Source organism: Planktothrix prolifica NIVA-CYA 540 (genome assembly GCF_963864145.1).
In the GTDB taxonomy this organism is placed as follows: Bacteria; Cyanobacteriota; Cyanobacteriia; order Cyanobacteriales; family Microcoleaceae; genus Planktothrix; species Planktothrix agardhii.
On the sequence record NZ_CAWLTW010000001.1, the window covers coordinates 1349957 to 1367197 of the forward strand.

Sequence of the window (17241 nt, forward strand, 5' to 3'; positions counted from 1 at the left end):
GCGATCGCTAGTCAACCGCTATTCAACCGCCTACCCACACAATGTAACGAAATATTACAAAAATGCCGTCATAGAGGCATAACGTCTTGACATCTTGAAAAAGGTTCGTTATCTTGAGACACATACCCGGGTACACAAGTTCACAGTCTTATGCAAAATAAGCAAAAAGTCACTCTCTATATTCCGCCAGAACTGCATCGCAAATTAAAAATAAAAGCGGCAGTTGAATCAGAGCCGATGTCATCCATTGCTGAACGGGCGATTGTTTTTTACCTGAACAATTCCGAGTTAGTCGATGAAGTGGAGGCATCCTATGGACAAGCCCATCGGGTTTACTCCTGTCCAGACTGTTCCAGTTCCATCATCCTCAAGGAAGGGGAATTGACCTCCCTGAGAGAGCAACCCAGCATCCTATCCGATGACGAACTACCAGTCGGGTCTGTAAGAGAGATGGAATCTAGCACAGCCCAATCAGGAGAGGAAAAACTGGTTCCCTGCTAAATCCCTAGCTTCATCGGAGGTTAGGACTAGCAAATTCTGTAAACGTTAAACCGTCTCTATTGGATCGAGGACTATGCAAGAAGAACTCAGTATCTTAATTGAAGCCCGATATCCTCTGATCTACCTCGTCACCTCCGAGGAAGAGCGGTCTGAGCAGGCTATAGCTAAAATCGCACAAGCCAAGCGCCAGAGAGAGGTTTATGTGTGGACAGTCACTCGCGGTTTAGTCAAATATGATCAGGCCCGAACGGCGGTTCAATCTAACACAGTCTCTCCACAAGCGGCGATTGAGTGGGCGATTCGGCACAAAGAGCCTAACGTAAGCGGAAGTATCTATATATTTAAGGATTTGCATCCCTTCAAGGATTCCCCTGAAGTGACCCGGTGTTTGCGGGATGCGATCGCCAGTTTCAAAGGCACAAATAAGACCATCATCTTAATGTCGCCGATCCAATCCATTCCTATCGAGCTAGAGAAAGAAGTTGTGGTTCTGGACTTCGCTCTACCCGATATGAAAGAACTGAATTTAGTCTTAACCTCCCAACTGGAGCAAGCCCGGTCTCGACGTTTAACCACCGAAGGACGAGAAAAACTGCTCAAAGCAGCTTTAGGCTTAACCCAGGATGAGGCCGAAAAAGTTTACCGGAAAGCCCAAGTCACCGCCGGACGTCTGACGGAAGAAGAAGTGAATGTTGTTCTGACCGAAAAGAAACAACTAATTCGACGCAATGGCATCTTAGAATACATTGATGTCGATGAAACCATAGATTCCGTAGGCGGTTTAGAAGAACTGAAACGCTGGTTACATCAACGTTCCAACGCCTTCACCGAAAGAGCCAGGGAATACGGTCTACCTCAACCCAAGGGGATGTTAATTTTAGGGATACCCGGATGCGGAAAGTCTCTAATTGCCAAAACCACCTCTCGGTTATGGGGATTACCCTTACTCCGGTTAGATATGGGTCGGGTCTATGACGGTTCTATGGTAGGTCGTTCCGAAGCCAACCTCAGAAACGCCTTAAAAACGGCCGAATCAATCTCCCCCGTGATTTTATTTATCGACGAATTAGATAAATCCTTTGCGGGTAGTGGCGGATCAGCAGACTCCGATGGTGGAACCTCAAGCCGGATCTTTGGATCATTCCTGACCTGGATGCAGGAAAAAAGCTCTCCTGTATTTGTCATGGCAACGGCCAACCGCGTCGAACGCCTACCTGGGGAGTTCCTCAGAAAAGGCAGATTTGATGAAATCTTCTTTGTGGATCTACCAACCCAAGAAGAACGCCAAGATATTTTTAAAATTCATCTGTCCAAACGCCGCCCGGAAATCGAACGCTTCGATATAGAACAATTGTCTAAGGTTTCCGAAGGCTTTTCTGGAGCAGAAATTGAGCAGGCCGTAATCGCTTCGATGTACGAAGCCTTTGCTCAAGACCGCGAGTTTACGCAGCTTGATATCATTGCCGCGATTAAGTCCACGATGCCCTTGTCCAAGACCATGAACGAACAGGTCACAGCACTACGAGATTGGGCAAGACAGCGTGCACGTCCGGCTGCGTCCTCCGTCGCTGAATATCAGCGCATGGAGTTCTAAAGGCTTACTCCTAGTCCAAATAGGAGTTAAGGCTAGTCCCCAAAACCGACTAGCAGTTCCCAAAACCAAAAAAAAGCCGTCCCCTCTTATAAAGACGGCATTGATTCTAACCAAACCGTTGTTGTTTCGTTTTCAGTTCACGGAGGATACCGAAATGTCTCACTTTAGCACACTGCGTACTAAAATCGCCGATTCCGAAATCCTGAAAGCTTCTCTGAGTGATATTGGTATTAGCACTAAAACTAATGCTGATGTTCGTGGCTATAATGGCCAACGGGTTCGTGCCGACTTGGTTGCAGTCCTTGAAGGCGAATATGACCTCGGTTGGTCTCGCAACAGCGATGGTACTTTCGATTTAATTGCTGATCTGTGGGGTGTGGCTAAAAAACACAACCAAACCGAACTGATCAACTCTATTAATCAAAAATACGCCGTTAATAAGACCTTAGCTGATGTTAAACAGCGCGGTCTGCAAAACGCCAACGTGAAATTGGTTGTCCAAAAATAGTTGGTCTAAGCGTTCCCAAGCTTGCGGGTTAACCTGAATTTATCGGGGTTAACCCGTTTTTCTATTTGCAACTAGATCAATTTATGAGATATTTTGGTAATATTCATCATAGTAGATCGGTAATCTACTAATTAAAAAACGTAGCAAATTCTCATGCAAACTGAAGCTTTTAGCGAGCTTTTTCCACTATTCAAAGGGGCCAATCCTGAAACATTAGAATGGCTGTTATCCGTTGCTGTCAAACATGAATATCCGGCTGATAGGGCGGTGGTCATGGAGGATGCTTGGGGAAATGCAGTTTATTTTGTCGTTTCTGGATGGGTGAAAGTCCGACGGTTATCGGGGGATGAAGTTGTCACATTAGCCATTTTGGGGCGAGGAGATTTCTTTGGAGAAATGGCGATTTTAGATGAATCTCCCCGGGCCAATGATGTGATCGCCCTATCTTCGGTGCGGTTAATTAGTGTTTCGGCTCAACGCTTTATCCAGACGCTGTTTAAAGATCCCCAACTTCACCATAGAATGTTGCAGTTAATGGTGCGTCGTTTGCGTCAAACCAACCAACGGTATCAAATTCGTCACCGACCTCCGGCGGTTAAACTCGCCAATACCTTGGTAGAATTAGCTGAAAATTACGGTCAGCCCACGGAAAAAGGGGCGGATATTTTTAATATTCCTTTCCAAGATTTAGCAGATGTTACGGATATTTCTTTAGAAGAAACAACTAAAATTATGGATAAAATTATGAGTAAAGGATGGATGAATATTGATGAAGAAAAACAAATGATTCATTTACTCAATCTCAAACATTTAAACCATCTTTCTAGCCAATAAATCCCAAATATTCAACGCTAAAATTCAGCGTTGTTAATTTTCCCTTCTCTTTGACGGAGGGGAAAATTATTGTTTATTAACAATTTTTTTTATCTTTAAAAATCATGACTGAAGCAACTCAAACCCGTGCTTATAATCAAGCTATAATTATTCCTAGCTTACAGTATTGGGTAGCCATTCCTAAACCAGAATCCCATTTATTTGAAGTTACCTTACGGATTCAAAAAGATATTATTTCATCCTCCGTATTAGATTTAAAAATGCCCGTTTGGACTCCGGGCTCCTATTTAGTGCGGGAATATTCCCGACATTTACAGGATTTTGCTGTTCGTGACCAGGATGGAAGCCCTTTAAATTGGCAAAAAATTAGTAAAAATCATTGGCGAATTACAACTAATTCCGCCACAGAAATCACAGTTGATTATCGAATTTTTGCGAATGAATTAAGTGTAAGAACCAATCATTTAGATAGTTCCCATGGTTATTTTAATGGGGCGGCTTTATTTTTATATGTACCCGAATATAAACAACAATCAATTCAAGTCACCATAGAACCCCCTAAAAATTGGATAGTTAGCACCACTTTACCCCCGGTTTCCCATCAACCTAATACGTTTTATGCTCCTGATTTTGATACCTTAGTTGATAGTCCCTTTGAAATTGGAACCCATCGTTTATATGAATTTGAAATCGAGGGAAAATCCCATCAATTAGCTATTTGGGGCGAAGGAAATCTTAATCCTGAAAGGTTAATTACGGATTTCCAAAAAGTTATCACCATAGAATCGGAATTATTTGGCGGACTCCCCTACGAACGCTATTTGTTTTTATTACATCTTTCTAATCATGGTTTTGGAGGCTTAGAACATAAAGAATCTTGCTCTTTAATTTATTCTCGATTTGGCTTCCGTAGCCCCGATAAATATAATAGATTTATGCAGTTAGTCGCCCATGAATTTTTCCATTTATGGAACGTTAAACGCATTCGTCCGAAAGCATTAGAAGTGTTTGATTATGAACAGGAAAATTATACTCCTTCCCTGTGGTTTTCCGAAGGAACAACCAGTTATTACGATATGGTAATTCCCTATCGGGCGAGAATTTTTGATGTTAAGGGCTTTTTTCATGCTATTTCTAAAGAAATTACTCGCTTACAAACCATTCCCGGGCGGTTAGTTCAACCATTAAGTGAATCGAGTTGGGATACTTGGATTAAACTTTATCGGCGAGAATCCCATAGTGATAATAACCAAATTTCCTATTATTTAAAAGGAGAATTAGTTTCATTTTTACTGGATTTATTGATTAGAAGTAAACATGGAAATTCCCGTTCTTTGGATGATGTAATGCGCCAAATGTGGAAAGAATTTGGTCAACCGGAAATTGGCTTTACTCCCGAACAATTAGAACAGATTATAGAGTCCGTTGCGGAAACATCTTTAAGCGATTTTTTCCAACAATATTTGTATGGAATTACCGAACTTCCCTATAATGAATATTTAGAACCCTTTGGTTTACAATTAATTGCAGAAACCACCGATGAAACCCCCTATTTGGGTTGTAAAGTTGCATCGGAAAAAGGCAAAGAAATCATCAAATTTGTAGAAACGGATAGTCCCGCCGAAACCGCCGGATTAGATATTAATGATGAACTTTTAGCCTTAAATGGCTTTAAAGTCACCTCCGACCAATTCCATGAACGTTTAAAAGATTACCAACCTGGGGATATAGTAGAATTAACATTTTTTCATCAAGATTTATTACGAACTTGTCAAGTTACCTTAACCTATCCCCGTCCTAATCATTACAAAATTATTTCCGTAGCCCAACCCACCCCCCAACAAAAACGAAACTTTGAAGGTTGGTTAGGTTGTCCCTACCACAATTTATAGCCGTCACACAAAGGTGATGAAATCTTTTCTTTCCCATTACCTATCACGGATTTAAGAAGATTACGCAGATTAACACAGATTAAAATCCGTGAAATCCGTGAAATCCTCTTAAATCCGTGATCCCTGTTTCCTTCTATATGACATAATTAGGGGGAAATATTCACAGGTTAGGTTAATGGAAGTTCCGCATCCCCCTTCGATTACACCCCGTCAAAAGCACAACTGATTGAAACCATTACTCGTAAATTAGGAGAATTTATTCAGAAATAAAAGATGATTCAATAGATAGGGGATAACTTCTAAATCCCCTTTATATTTTTCAAGAAAAAACCGGATTATCGAGTTAAAAATGTCAAATTCTATGAATGACATCAATAAACAAGCTCACAAAGGCCGTATTGCAGCTATCATTGAAATTCTTAATCAAGAAATGACTGATTTAGGGGTAACTAATCGGGCTATTTATATCAATAATATCTTGCAATTGCTGTGTGAAGCGAAGAATGCTGAATCCTTAGAAAAATCAATAGTTGTTAGTAAAGTTCGTGGGATTTTAGAATCAATTTCACCCCATAATATTCGTCGAGTTCATATTAATAGTCGTATCCGACAAGAAAAGCAATTACTCTGGTTAGAGGATATTACTCAAGATCCTGAAAATCAACTATTATGGTCGGAAGAAATTATTCTTAAAAAACCTAATATTTTTTATAAAATTCCAGGTTCAAATCCAAGAGATTCCGCCATTGAATCCTTATCTAATCAACCCAAATCTAGTCAAATACAACAAAATTTAATTTGGGCTATTGCTGTTACTGTAGTATTAATATTAATGGGATTTCTTCTGTATAATGCCTTACAATTTCAATTATTAGAATCCCTACAATCTCAGCCACAAAATGATATAGAATCTTCTCCTCAACCGCCAGAAATTTTATCTTCAGCCCAACAATTTAGTCGCGGAGTAAAAATTGCAGAAGAAGCCGCCGCCGAGGGAAAATTTGCTGATACCCGTCAAGAATGGTTAGAAATAGCCCAGAAATGGCAGCAAGCCGCCGATTATATGGAAGCAGTTTCTCCCGATTTTGAACGCTATGCTACCGCCCAAAATCGGGCTGCATTATATCGTCGTAATCAAGAACAAGCTCGACAAGAAGCTGACGCGATCAATAATTAAGGTTTTTTGGTAAAACCCAAGTCTAAATCAAGAAACTCTGCGGGTGGGTATTCTTTAATCTAACTCCCGCCGCCCTTCTAATGCTCGGGCTAAGGTAATTTCATCGGCATATTCTAACTCGCCTCCCATGGGTAAACCAAAGGCAATTCTAGTTACTCTCGTAAAAGGTCTTAATAGTTGACCGATATATAAAGTCGTGGTTTCCCCCTCAACACTGGGACTAATAGCAATAATCACTTCTTTAATTTGTTGTTGACTCACCCGACGCACTAGGGGTTGAATGGTTAATTGTTCGGGGCCAACCCCATCCATAGGAGAAATTACCCCACCCAAAACATGATATTTACCCTTATATTCCCGGGTTTTTTCTAAAGCGATGACATCCCTGGAGTCGGAAACCACACAAATTGTATCGGGGTCGCGTTGAGGGTTGCGACAAATATCACAAACGGGTTCAGCCGAAAGATGGAAACAAACCTGACAAAAACCGACTTGCTGTTTAGCATCCAATAACGCCTGGGCTAAGGCTTGCACATCTTCATCAGGACGCTTAATAATATGCAGCGCTAGGCGTTGGGCAGTTTTTGGCCCCACACCGGGTAAATGCTGTAATTGCTCAATGAGTCGAGCTAAGGGACGAGTATAAACCGTCGGACTTCCTCCAATTCCAAACCGTAGTAAGCCCTTCAGGGCTTTCTGAGAGAGTCCTAAAGGACTCACTACAAACCGTAGTAAGCCCTTCAGGGCTTTCTGAGAGAGTCCTAAAGGACTCACTACAAACCGTAGTAAGCCCTTCAGGGCTTTCTGAGAGAGTCCTAAAGGACTCACTACATCTTACCTTAAAAATTCCCCCTCTCCTTCCCGACCTATCTATTCGGTTTCCGCATAGAAACTATGCTCAATAGGTTTTGATTGTTTGAAGAAGTGTGACTAAGCTAGGGACAACCGACAAAAAAAACGAATAACTTAAATAAAATCTGTATGTTTGAATTAATCCCCTTTCATAAATTCCGCGATACTCCCAGTGTTCGTTTTTTTGATATTACCATTGCCAATTCTAACGCCCGCGATTTAGTATTCCATGAGGGGCCAGCTATTAGCCCGAATAACACCGAAACTGGATATTGGCAATTTTATCTTCATCCCCATCAAGAAGATAATTTGTTAGCAGTGAGTGGGGGACGTACTTTTTATTTAGTTAATTTTACTTGGAAAAATCCCTATCATATTGTTAGATTAGATGCTAACCGTCACATTTTAAGGATTCCCCCCGGAACGTTCCATCGTTCTGTATCAGACTCCGATGGTTCTTTGGTATTAAACCAAGCCGTTAGAACCGCAGAAGCTACTATTAAAAGTGAGTTTCGGGTTTATAATAGTTTTGAAATTCCCCGTTTACTCAGAGTTACTTCTAAATTCGGCCCGAAACCAATTCTACATGGTTTTGATCAGGAAGAACGACAAGCGGCTTAAATTGGACTTTGACTAGAGAAACTGGATTTCTTCAAGAAACTCGGTTTCTCTGTCTCTCCAGTGTAAATAGCTAATTAATCTTTAATTCTAAAATCTGTTGCTCTAAAAATTGATACCATTCATTCATCCCAACACCTGTTTTAGCAGAAACTTCAAAAATTCGAGCTTGGGGAACAATTTTTTTAATATTATTTAAGGCTAATTCTCGATCAAAACCCACGACTTCCGCAATATCAATTTTATTAATAATTACCACATCAGCAGTTTTAAATAATGTCGGATATTTCAAGGGTTTATCTTCCCCTTCCGTGACGGAAAGTAAAGCAATTCGTTGATTTTCTCCTAAGTCATAGGCCGCCGGACAGACTAAATTTCCGACATTTTCAATAATTAATAATTTGACTGAATCTAAGTTAATTTCAGAAAGGGCTTTAGCGATCATATCCGCTTCCAAATGACAAACATTTCCGGTGGTAATTTGAACCACTTGCGCCCCCGACCGTCTGAGTCTTTGAGCATCATTATCGGTGGCTAAATCTCCAACAATTACAGCCCCAGGAAGATAGGAATTAATATCAGTTAGAGCCCGTTCAATAAAAGCGGTTTTTCCCGAACCAGGGGAGGATAAAACGTTTAAAACAAATAGTCCTTTACCCCAAAAAAAGCCTCGATTTCGTTCTGCTAATCGTTCATTTTTAGAGAGAATAGCTTCGTGAATTGTTAAGGTTTGATGGGGATGTTCATGATCAGAATGTTGATCATGGTGATGATCATGGGTGTGGAGATGGTCGTGATGATCATGACTATGGATTTCAATTGTTCCAGGGGTAACAGCGCAACCGCAATTTGTACACATAATCAAGAAACCTCTAAAGATGTTAATTCTAACTCTTTTCCCTGAAGAATATCAAGGCTATATTGATGACAATGGGGACATTCATAAATATAATCGTCCGGCTGAAATTCAACCTGACAATTATGACAATAACAGCGAACAGAAATTGAATCGATTTCAAAAATAGCGGTTTCTGCCATTGTTCCTTTCGCCACCACATCAAAGGCAAATTCTAACGCCTCTGGGATAACTCCCGATAGAGCCCCTACTTTCATTTTAAGCCAATGAATTTGAGTTGCCCCTTGTTGTTTAGCATGGTTTAAGGCAATCTCTAGGGTTTGTTCCATAATACTAACTTCGTGCATAATTATTTGTAGTAACCTCTTTAGGGTTTTTTTTGAGTCCTGAAGGACTCACTACGGTTGGTTTTAATTATAACTTATTTTTAGGTTTTATTGATAAAAGTTTTAATAATTCTTAAAGCCTCTTGGATGCCTTGTTGAGCTTTTTGCGAAAGGCTTTCAGAGAGTTCAAAATTTTCGCCAGGAATAGCAATTAACCATGATTGGGGTTGCTTTTGATAGAGAAATTGGGTTAAGGATAAAAGCGATCGCGGATTTAAAGAATGTCCCCAATTAAATAAATCTGAGGGTAAAGGTTCTAAGGAGGTAATATTAACCGTCTTCCCTTCTAAACTCGCATCGACAAAAATTACTGTATCCACTTCAGCCATTTCTGCTGCAACTTCCGGGGTGAGTTGATGCAGAGAAAGCGATCGCACATTCATTAAATTCAACTGTTCCAATTCAGTAATTACCGCTTGACCAATCCCATCATCCCCTCGAATGGGGTTCCCATATCCCACAATTAAAATCATATTATTTTCTATAGTTAGTATTGGGAAATAATCAAAATTAATCACTTTAAATTTAGAAGTTTTTAACCTTTATTTGAATCATAGTAAGTGTTTAATTTTATTCAATTACTTTCGGGTTAAGCTGTACTCTCATTAAATGGGATAATTCTTAATTTCTTACACCTGACTTAACCCAATTGTTGAGAGTAACAGCCTATTTCCTATTCCCTCCGGGATCACATTTTACTAATAATTCGTTGGACGATTTCGACTCCGGTAATAGCTTGCCAAGCAAACAGTCCCAGGATGATAGTATTCAGGGTAATATGACTATATCTCGCCCAATTAACTCCTTTTTGCATATAGGGAGTTAAGGAAGCAGAAATCGCAATCATTCCGGTCATTCCCAGTCCCGCCAATAAGTGGGGGCCAACAAACAGTTTCCCGTTGTTAATATAAGTCACACCCATGCCACCAATACTTCCTAACACCATTAAAGCCAGCAAAACTGAGCCAATTTGGTGATGTTTAATATTGAATTTTCCCTTAATTAACTCTTTTTTGGTGTCTCCGTCCGCTTCCCGGGTACGACGAATTTGTACCCCCAAATACATCGCATAAATAGATAATCCTAACAAAATCCACATCAACACCGGATGAAAAAAATTCAGCCAAGGTTTAATCGAGACTAGAATCGGCGAATCCATAATGTCCTCTCAGCAAGCCACAAAACTTAATAAAAATTAGCATACACCAGTTAACAGTCGCCCGTCTATGATATCCTGCTGCTATTCTAGTTGAATCCTTAATCAAGTTTGGCAATGAAACCCTTTAAACTTCATGCCCCCTTTCAACCCCAGGGAGACCAGCCCCAGGCGATCGCCCAACTTACCGATAATATTCAAAACGGGCAACCCTTCAGCACCCTATTGGGGGCAACGGGAACCGGAAAAACCTTTACCATCGCCTCGGTAATCGAAAAAATCGGACGTCCGACCCTAGTTTTAGCCCATAACAAAACCCTCGCCGCCCAATTATGTAACGAATTTCGGTCATTTTTTCCTGAGAATGCTGTCGAATATTTTATCAGTTATTACGACTATTATCAACCGGAAGCCTATCTTCCTGTTACAGATACTTATATTGAAAAAACCTCATCAATTAATGAAGAAATTGATATGCTACGCCATTCCGCTACCCGCTCATTATTTGAACGGCGAGATGTGATTGTTGTCGCTTCCATTAGTTGCATTTACGGGTTAGGAATGCCAGCCGAATATTTAAAAGCTGCTATTTCTTTGCAGGTGGGAGAAGAAGTTGATCAACGGGAATTATTACGGGAATTAGTATCGGTACAATATACTCGCAATGATGTTGAGTTAACTAGGGGAAGGTTTCGGGTGAAAGGAGATGTTTTAGAAATTGGCCCCGCTTATGAAGATCGAATTATTAGAGTAGAATTTTTTGGGGATGAAATTGAAGCAATTCGTTATACAGACCCGGTGACGGGGGAAGTTTTGCAAAGTTTAGACTGTTTAAATATTTATCCCGCCCGACATTTTGTTACTCCAGAAGACCGTTTAGAAACAGCTTGTGATGACATAGAGCAGGAATTAAAACAACAGGTAACAGCACTAGAAAGTCAAAGTAAACTACTAGAAGCGCAACGGTTATCCCAACGCACCCGTTATGATTTGGAAATGTTGCGGGAGGTGGGATATTGTAATGGGGTGGAAAACTATTCTCGTCAGTTGGCTGGTAGACAGGCGGGAGAACCTCCAGAATGTTTAATTAATTATTTTCCCAATGATTGGTTATTAGTTGTGGATGAATCTCATGTTAGTGTGCCTCAAATTCGGGGAATGTATAATGGCGATCAAGCGCGGAAAAAAGTCTTAATTGATCATGGATTTCGTTTACCTAGTGCGGCGGATAATCGTCCGTTAAAAGCGGAGGAATTTTGGCAAACGGTGAATCAGTGTATTTTTGTTTCCGCGACGCCGGGAGATTGGGAAATTGAGCAATCTCAAGGTCAAGTGGTGGAACAAATTATCCGTCCGACGGGAGTAATTGACCCAGAAGTTTTTGTCCGTCCCACTTCAGGACAGGTGGATGATTTATATGGGGAAATTCAAGAACGAGTTATCAGAGATGAGCGGGTTTTGATTACGACCTTAACCAAAAGAATGGCGGAAGATTTAACCGAATATTTGCAAGAAAGGGGAGTTAAGGTTAGATATCTGCATTCGGAAATTCAGTCTATTCAAAGGATAGAGATTATTCAAGGATTACAAAATCGAGAGTTTGATGTCTTAATTGGGGTGAATTTATTACGGGAAGGGTTGGATTTACCCCAGGTGTCTTTGGTGGCTATTTTAGATGCGGATAAGGAGGGGTTTTTGCGATCGCATCGCTCACTAATTCAAACTATCGGACGAGCAGCGCGGAATATCCGAGGACAGGCGATTTTATACGGGGATAATTTAACCAAAAGTATGATTAAGGCAATTGATGAAACTAACCGACGGCGGGAGATTCAACGGAAATACAATCAAAAACATGGAATTATTCCCCAACAAATTATTAAAAAATATAGTAATTCTATTTTGGAATTTTTGGATGTGTCCCGGCGGTTAAATGCTCAAACCACAGCGAAACAGATAGAAACCTTTGAGGAGTTTCCCTTGGAAAGTATTCCCGATTTAATTATCCAATTAGAAACTCAAATGAAGATGGCGGCGAAACAGTTGGAATTTGAAGAAGCAGCTAAGTTGCGAGATCGGATTAAACAGTTACGCGATAAATTGCTTGGACATTAGGGTTTTAAAAAACCACAAAGACACTAAGACACGAAGAAGGAGAAGGGGAAACTCCATTTTTGGAGTCTGTTGCACAAAATGTGCTTTTTGTCAAGATACCTATTTTGAGCTTGTGGTTTTTAGCCTAAAATTGGTGCATCATCTTCCCTTAATTGTGTCAGGAAATCAAGATATTTGACGATAGGATCGGAGTCCCAGCTTCTGTTTTGGGCTTTAGACACAGTAAACCCTTGAGAGGTATTTCCTTAACTATACCAGAACCCCCATGATTCCGTCAACTATTTGAGAGTAATTTTCAATAAAATATCAAGATTCCCTGACAATCCTTTAAAAAACAAAACATTTTTGCAAAAAACATCAGTAAAACTTATCAAAACCCCGTTGTTGCGCTTAAGCGCAATCTTCTCTAATTCCCTGTCCCCCAAGCTATTCCCCCTGGTAATTGAATTAACGCCTGGTTAACAATATTTGGTAACTCCTTTTTAGAAAAACGATAGGTTAAATTAATTAAACTATCACCCACTGAAATCACAGCCTCCCTATCGACCATTTCCGATAACTGAAAGGGGGTACAATTTCCCTGGAAAACCTCTACGGAAGCATCACTAATTGCTGATTCTAAAGCATCTTCCATCAAAGATTGCCATTCATTCTGCTTGATATAAGTAGATATTCTATTGTCTTGCAAATTCAATCTTTTAATTTCAACTAAAGCTCCGCGAATAGATGCCGCCCAAGAATTTGTTAATCGCTGTTCTAATTGATTTTTAACTAAGTGAATCAACATTCTGACTAACTGTGATTCAATGGCATCAATTTTAGCCTGTCTGCTCATGCCATCCAATTGTTCAACAAGGGTTAACGCATCCTGATATCGTCCTTCTAAAAGACTTGCTTTTAAATCTGCTAATTCCTGAATCATCAGCTTTTCCTCCCCTTAATTTGGTGTTGGATTTGGATTAGGATTAGGGTTATTTAATACTTCATTAGCCGAAATTCCTTCCCCTTGAAATCCAAAATACCAAAGGGTAGCTGCGGCTTGTGCGCGAGTCACAGTTTTTTTCGGTTGGAATAAAGTTGTATACCCAAAAACCCGACGAATATTAGAATTATCCGCATTATTATAGTCTTCTAAAATAGCAGGTAAAGCCCCAGGATCAATTTTAGAGGTATCTTTAAAACCCCATCTTTCTTTAACTGCATCAATATTAGCTTTTGGTAAAGACTGTCGAGTATCTAAGGGAACTTTCCAGGCAATTAAATCCTCCCGTGTTAAAGGAGAATCTGGACGAAATTTTGTTATTGTATTATCTCCAGATAACGGACTTGAAATTAACCCGGCTTCTGCTAATCCTTGAATTTCAGCAAAATTAGGATGGGTTTTGGGAACATCTGTAAAAATTGGTTGATTATTTTCCGTGGCTAACCGAATTTTTTTGGCTGGGTTCTCGGCATATAATTTATTATTCACTTCCACCAGCCAACGGGCGTATTGACTGCGAGTAATCGTACCATTTGGGTCGGGTAAAATTCCGGTTTCTTGGGAATTGGGGGCTTTAAAAATACCCAATTTTGCGATATCAGCAATAAAGGAAGTTAACTCCTGAGAAATAGCATTATTTTCTGGTGTTTCGGGATTAGGACTTACGGTAGGTTTAGGCGTAGGAGATGGAGATATTACCGCAGCAACCGGAATGGGTTGATAACGAATTTGAAAATAGGTTTTTCCGTCTGGTTTAGGATTAGATTGTTGAGCAATAGTAACTTTTAAATTATCTTTCTGAGCATTCAGATTATCGCTATTTTCATTATCTGAATTATTGATAATTTTCCAGCTTTTTGTTTCTAATTCTTTTTTATAGAAACTCTGAACAGCATTACTCGGATCACCCGTTTCCCAGAGGGTAATGACAGCCGTTTTATCGGTGGTTGAAGGCATAACCTCTCGTAAACTGGCATTAGGATAGGGCGGAATTTCTGAGGGAAAATCAGCCGGAAGTTCAACCGCAGGAAGTATGGGGTCAGGGGTTTGAGTGGGTGTTATTATTGGTTCAGGCGAGGGGGAATTGGTTTCTAACTGAGAATCAGCTTTTAGAGAATTTCCGATAGCTTCCCCCGTGGGACTATTCGCACAGGATGATAGAGTGGCAATTAAACTAACTGTTAAACCTGTAAATAGAAGAATGTTTTTCATTGATATAGAAAATGGGTAATGGGGATCACGGATTTAAGAGGATTTCACGGATTTCACGGATTTTAATTTGTGTTAATGTGCGTAATTCTCTTAAATCATTGATGGGGAATGGGGGTAATAAAAAGTAATTCGACCTGACAAACATAATTAAGGTTTAATATTCCTTTATTATACCTCTTGGTGTCTTTGTGCCTTGGTGTTTCCTTCAAAAATTATATCGGTTAAAACTTGAACCAATGTTTGCAACTGCATGGGGGTGTGAGTTGCCATTAAGGAAATCCGAATCCGACTGGTATTGACAGTTGGGGGACGAATAGCGGCGGCAAAAATTCCTTGTTCTTTGAGTTGATGTTTTAGGGTTAATACCGTGGCTGCATCTTTAATCGGAATACAAAAAATCGGTGAAAGGGAGTGGGAAATCTGTAAGTTAGATGTTTTTTTCTGATCTTGAAATAGGGTTTCTAAGGTTTTCACATTTTGCCATAACTGTTCCCGGCGTTGGGGTTCGGTTTGGACAATATTAATCGCTGCTAAGGCGGCGGCAGTATCCGCAGGACTTAAACCAGTCGTATAAATCCAACTAGAAGCGCGATTTCTTAAAAAGTCAATTAATTCCGCCGAACCTGCTACATAACCCCCCAAACTTCCCAGGGCTTTACTAAGAGTTCCCATCTGAATTAAAGGCTCTCCCGTACAGTTAAAATGGTCTACACATCCGGCGCCATTTTTACCAAAAACTCCTGTACCATGGGCTTCATCTACTAATACCATACAGGAAAATTCTTCCCCTAAATCGAGTAAATCATGTAGGGGACATAAATCCCCATCCATGCTAAATACACTATCGGTAATAATCAGTGCTTTGCGGTGGGGAAGACGATGTTCTTCTAATAGTTTTCTCAAATGTTCTGGGTGATTGTGTTGATATTCTAACACCGTCGCCCCACTCATTTTCGCCCCATTTTTAAGGCTAGAATGATTATATTCATCGGATAAAATCAAATCCCGTTGTCCGACTAAAGCCGCAATTGTGCCAATATTAGCTAAATAACCGGAACTAAAAACCAAAGCATCTTCAGTTTGTTTAAAAGCAGCGATCGCTAATTCCAAATCTCGATGGAGTTGGCGATGTCCAGTTAATAATCGAGAACCTGTTACTCCGGTACCGAATTGTTGGGTAGCTGCGATCGCTGCATCAATTAACCGTTGATCTCCGGTCAATCCCAAATAATCATTACTGGCAAAATTAATTAAGGATTTACCTTCTATGATCAAAGTCGATCCCGGTAGGCTTTCAATGGTTTGAACCGAACGATACCAGTCCGCTTTATGAATCGTATGGAGTGCTTTTTCAATCCAAGCATAAGCATCATTGATCATGTTGAATATCATCAGGATAGGGTTGACTAATTTCGGCACTTTTGCCACGAACTGGGGGTAATTTATCTACTAAACCCAGATCAAAAGCAATATCGGGTAACTCTCCAGCAATATAATGTCCGGGTTCAAAAATGCGACTGGGAGTAAAACATATTTGTCTCAATTCGACCATTTCTGTTTGTTCAAACATTCCTCTAAATAGTTTACGTTCTAGTCCCATGATTAAACCTCCTTTATTTTAGCAAAATTAGATTAAACCTTTTCAATCATAACCGCAAAATCAATTAATGATCAAGATCCGTGGAATCTTCCAGAGGTTGATCAATATTTTTACCACAATGGGGACAAATTTTAGGATAAAGGGTTTGATTAGCTTGTTTATTCCGAGCAATAACTTCAGTAAAACCCGATGCAATAATCCCCGCAGGTAAGGCAATAAGTCCAATTCCTAATAACGCTAAAATACCCCCTAATAATCTTCCCAGGGGAGTAATAGGATAAACATCTCCATAACCCACCGTTGTTAAGGTAATTACCGCCCACCACATTGACGCCGGAATATGGGGAAATTTATCCGGTTGTGCTTCATGTTCGGCAAAATAAATTAAATTTCCTGAAAATATCAACAAAAAAAATACCACGTTTAATGTTAAGACTAATTCCTTTTTTCGCAGGTAAATTACTTGATTTAAAATTTGAGTGACCTGGGAATAACGACCTAATTTTAAAATTTGTAAAAAGCGAGTCAATTGCAAGAGTTTCATCTCTTGAAAATTGCCAGGATCAAAAGGAAAATAGAATGGTAAAAAAGCAATTAAATCAATAATTGCTAGGGGAGTTAACATATATTTTAGCCTTCCCCAAAAGGGATGACTATATTTTTTAAGGATCGTACATGACCAGACCCTTAATAGATATTCTAAGGTAAAAACTCCCAAAGAAAACTGATTAAATGCGTTTAAAATCGTTTTATAAATTTTAAACATTTCATCTATCGATTCAATGCAAACCACCAGAGTATTTAAAGTAATTAAAAATATCAAAAAATATTTAAAAAATCGGCCTAACGGGTGTGGGTGTTCCTTCGTCTGTAAAAGCAGAAACACACGACGCTTCAATTTTTCAACCATATTATCCCATTCGTGCCAAGATAGAGTATTAAGTTCAGTTAATATCAT

The 17241-nt window shown here is 39.8% G+C and carries 18 protein-coding genes; 8 read left to right on the forward strand and 10 right to left on the reverse strand.

Features of this window, described 5'->3' with window-relative positions:
- Window positions 1–150: 150 nt before the first annotated feature.
- The 6 genes from AC559H_RS06170 (at window position 151) to AC559H_RS06195 (ending at window position 6506) form a co-directional block, all read left to right on the forward strand.
- On the forward strand, window positions 151–501 hold the full coding sequence (locus AC559H_RS06170) for a slr0373 family blue light stress response protein (protein ID WP_026794031.1): 351 nt from the start codon (window positions 151–153) through the stop codon (window positions 499–501).
- A 73-nt stretch (window positions 502–574) separates the two neighbouring features.
- The gene (gene ycf46, locus AC559H_RS06175) at window positions 575–2095 is read left to right on the forward strand and encodes a stress-responsive protein Ycf46 (RefSeq protein ID WP_026794032.1); all 1521 of its coding nucleotides are present in this window, start codon (window positions 575–577) and stop codon (window positions 2093–2095) included.
- A gap of 154 nt (window positions 2096–2249) precedes the next feature.
- Window positions 2250–2603: a DUF1257 domain-containing protein gene (locus AC559H_RS06180; RefSeq protein ID WP_026786647.1), complete on the forward strand. Its 354-nt coding sequence runs from the start codon at window positions 2250–2252 to the stop codon at window positions 2601–2603.
- Window positions 2604–2756: 153 nt separating this feature from the next.
- Window positions 2757–3437, forward strand: a complete 681-nt coding sequence (locus tag AC559H_RS06185; protein ID WP_026786646.1) for a Crp/Fnr family transcriptional regulator — start codon at window positions 2757–2759, stop codon at window positions 3435–3437.
- Between the two features lie 104 nt (window positions 3438–3541).
- Window positions 3542–5329 (forward strand): M61 family metallopeptidase, encoded by a 1788-nt coding sequence (locus AC559H_RS06190; RefSeq protein WP_026794033.1) that lies wholly within the window; start codon window positions 3542–3544, stop codon window positions 5327–5329.
- A gap of 349 nt (window positions 5330–5678) precedes the next feature.
- Entirely contained in the window at window positions 5679–6506 is an 828-nt protein-coding gene (locus tag AC559H_RS06195; RefSeq protein WP_026794034.1) for a hypothetical protein, read from the forward strand.
- Between the two features lie 54 nt (window positions 6507–6560).
- Here the strand turns inward: AC559H_RS06195 and recR are convergent, their stop codons facing one another.
- On the reverse strand, window positions 6561–7172 hold the full coding sequence (recR, locus tag AC559H_RS06200) for a recombination mediator RecR (RefSeq protein ID WP_026786643.1): 612 nt from the start codon (window positions 7170–7172) through the stop codon (window positions 6561–6563).
- A 315-nt stretch (window positions 7173–7487) separates the two neighbouring features.
- Here recR and AC559H_RS06205 point away from each other — a divergent pair, with 315 nt between their 5' ends.
- Complete coding sequence (locus tag AC559H_RS06205) at window positions 7488–7979, forward strand: hypothetical protein (RefSeq protein WP_026794035.1); 492 nt, start codon at window positions 7488–7490, stop codon at window positions 7977–7979.
- 70 nt (window positions 7980–8049) lie between these two features.
- On the opposite strand, the gene hypB is transcribed toward AC559H_RS06205, so the two are convergent.
- The 4 genes from hypB to AC559H_RS06225 all read right to left on the reverse strand — a co-directional run bounded on the left by hypB (window position 8050) and on the right by AC559H_RS06225 (window position 10377).
- Window positions 8050–8835, reverse strand: coding sequence for a hydrogenase nickel incorporation protein HypB (gene hypB / locus AC559H_RS06210; RefSeq protein ID WP_026786641.1), 786 nt, complete (start codon window positions 8833–8835; stop codon window positions 8050–8052).
- A gap of 2 nt (window positions 8836–8837) precedes the next feature.
- Window positions 8838–9179, reverse strand: coding sequence for a hydrogenase maturation nickel metallochaperone HypA (hypA, locus tag AC559H_RS06215; protein ID WP_026786640.1), 342 nt, complete (start codon window positions 9177–9179; stop codon window positions 8838–8840).
- Between the two features lie 80 nt (window positions 9180–9259).
- Window positions 9260–9691, reverse strand: coding sequence for a hydrogenase maturation protease (locus AC559H_RS06220; protein WP_087882167.1), 432 nt, complete (start codon window positions 9689–9691; stop codon window positions 9260–9262).
- Window positions 9692–9906: 215 nt separating this feature from the next.
- A complete protein-coding gene (locus tag AC559H_RS06225; RefSeq protein ID WP_026786638.1) occupies window positions 9907–10377 on the reverse strand; it encodes a DUF4079 domain-containing protein in 471 nt (156 codons plus the stop codon).
- Between the two features lie 114 nt (window positions 10378–10491).
- Between AC559H_RS06225 and uvrB the strand changes: the two genes are divergently transcribed.
- Complete coding sequence (gene uvrB, locus AC559H_RS06230; RefSeq protein ID WP_026794036.1) at window positions 10492–12489, forward strand: excinuclease ABC subunit UvrB; 1998 nt, start codon at window positions 10492–10494, stop codon at window positions 12487–12489.
- Window positions 12490–12895: 406 nt separating this feature from the next.
- Here uvrB and AC559H_RS06235 read toward each other — a convergent pair whose 3' ends face one another.
- From AC559H_RS06235 to AC559H_RS06255, 5 genes are all read right to left on the reverse strand, one after another.
- A complete protein-coding gene (locus AC559H_RS06235; RefSeq protein WP_026786636.1) occupies window positions 12896–13411 on the reverse strand; it encodes a DUF29 family protein in 516 nt (171 codons plus the stop codon).
- Window positions 13412–13426: 15 nt separating this feature from the next.
- The gene (locus AC559H_RS06240; protein ID WP_036833077.1) at window positions 13427–14683 is read right to left on the reverse strand and encodes an S-layer homology domain-containing protein; all 1257 of its coding nucleotides are present in this window, start codon (window positions 14681–14683) and stop codon (window positions 13427–13429) included.
- 168 nt (window positions 14684–14851) lie between these two features.
- Entirely contained in the window at window positions 14852–16063 is a 1212-nt protein-coding gene (gene bioF / locus AC559H_RS06245) for an 8-amino-7-oxononanoate synthase (protein WP_026794038.1), read from the reverse strand.
- A complete protein-coding gene (locus AC559H_RS06250; RefSeq protein WP_026786634.1) occupies window positions 16053–16283 on the reverse strand; it encodes a hypothetical protein in 231 nt (76 codons plus the stop codon). Before AC559H_RS06250 ends, bioF begins: the two co-directional genes overlap by 11 nt.
- Before the next feature lie 64 nt (window positions 16284–16347).
- Window positions 16348–17241 (reverse strand): ion transporter, encoded by an 894-nt coding sequence (locus AC559H_RS06255; protein WP_148292200.1) that lies wholly within the window; start codon window positions 17239–17241, stop codon window positions 16348–16350.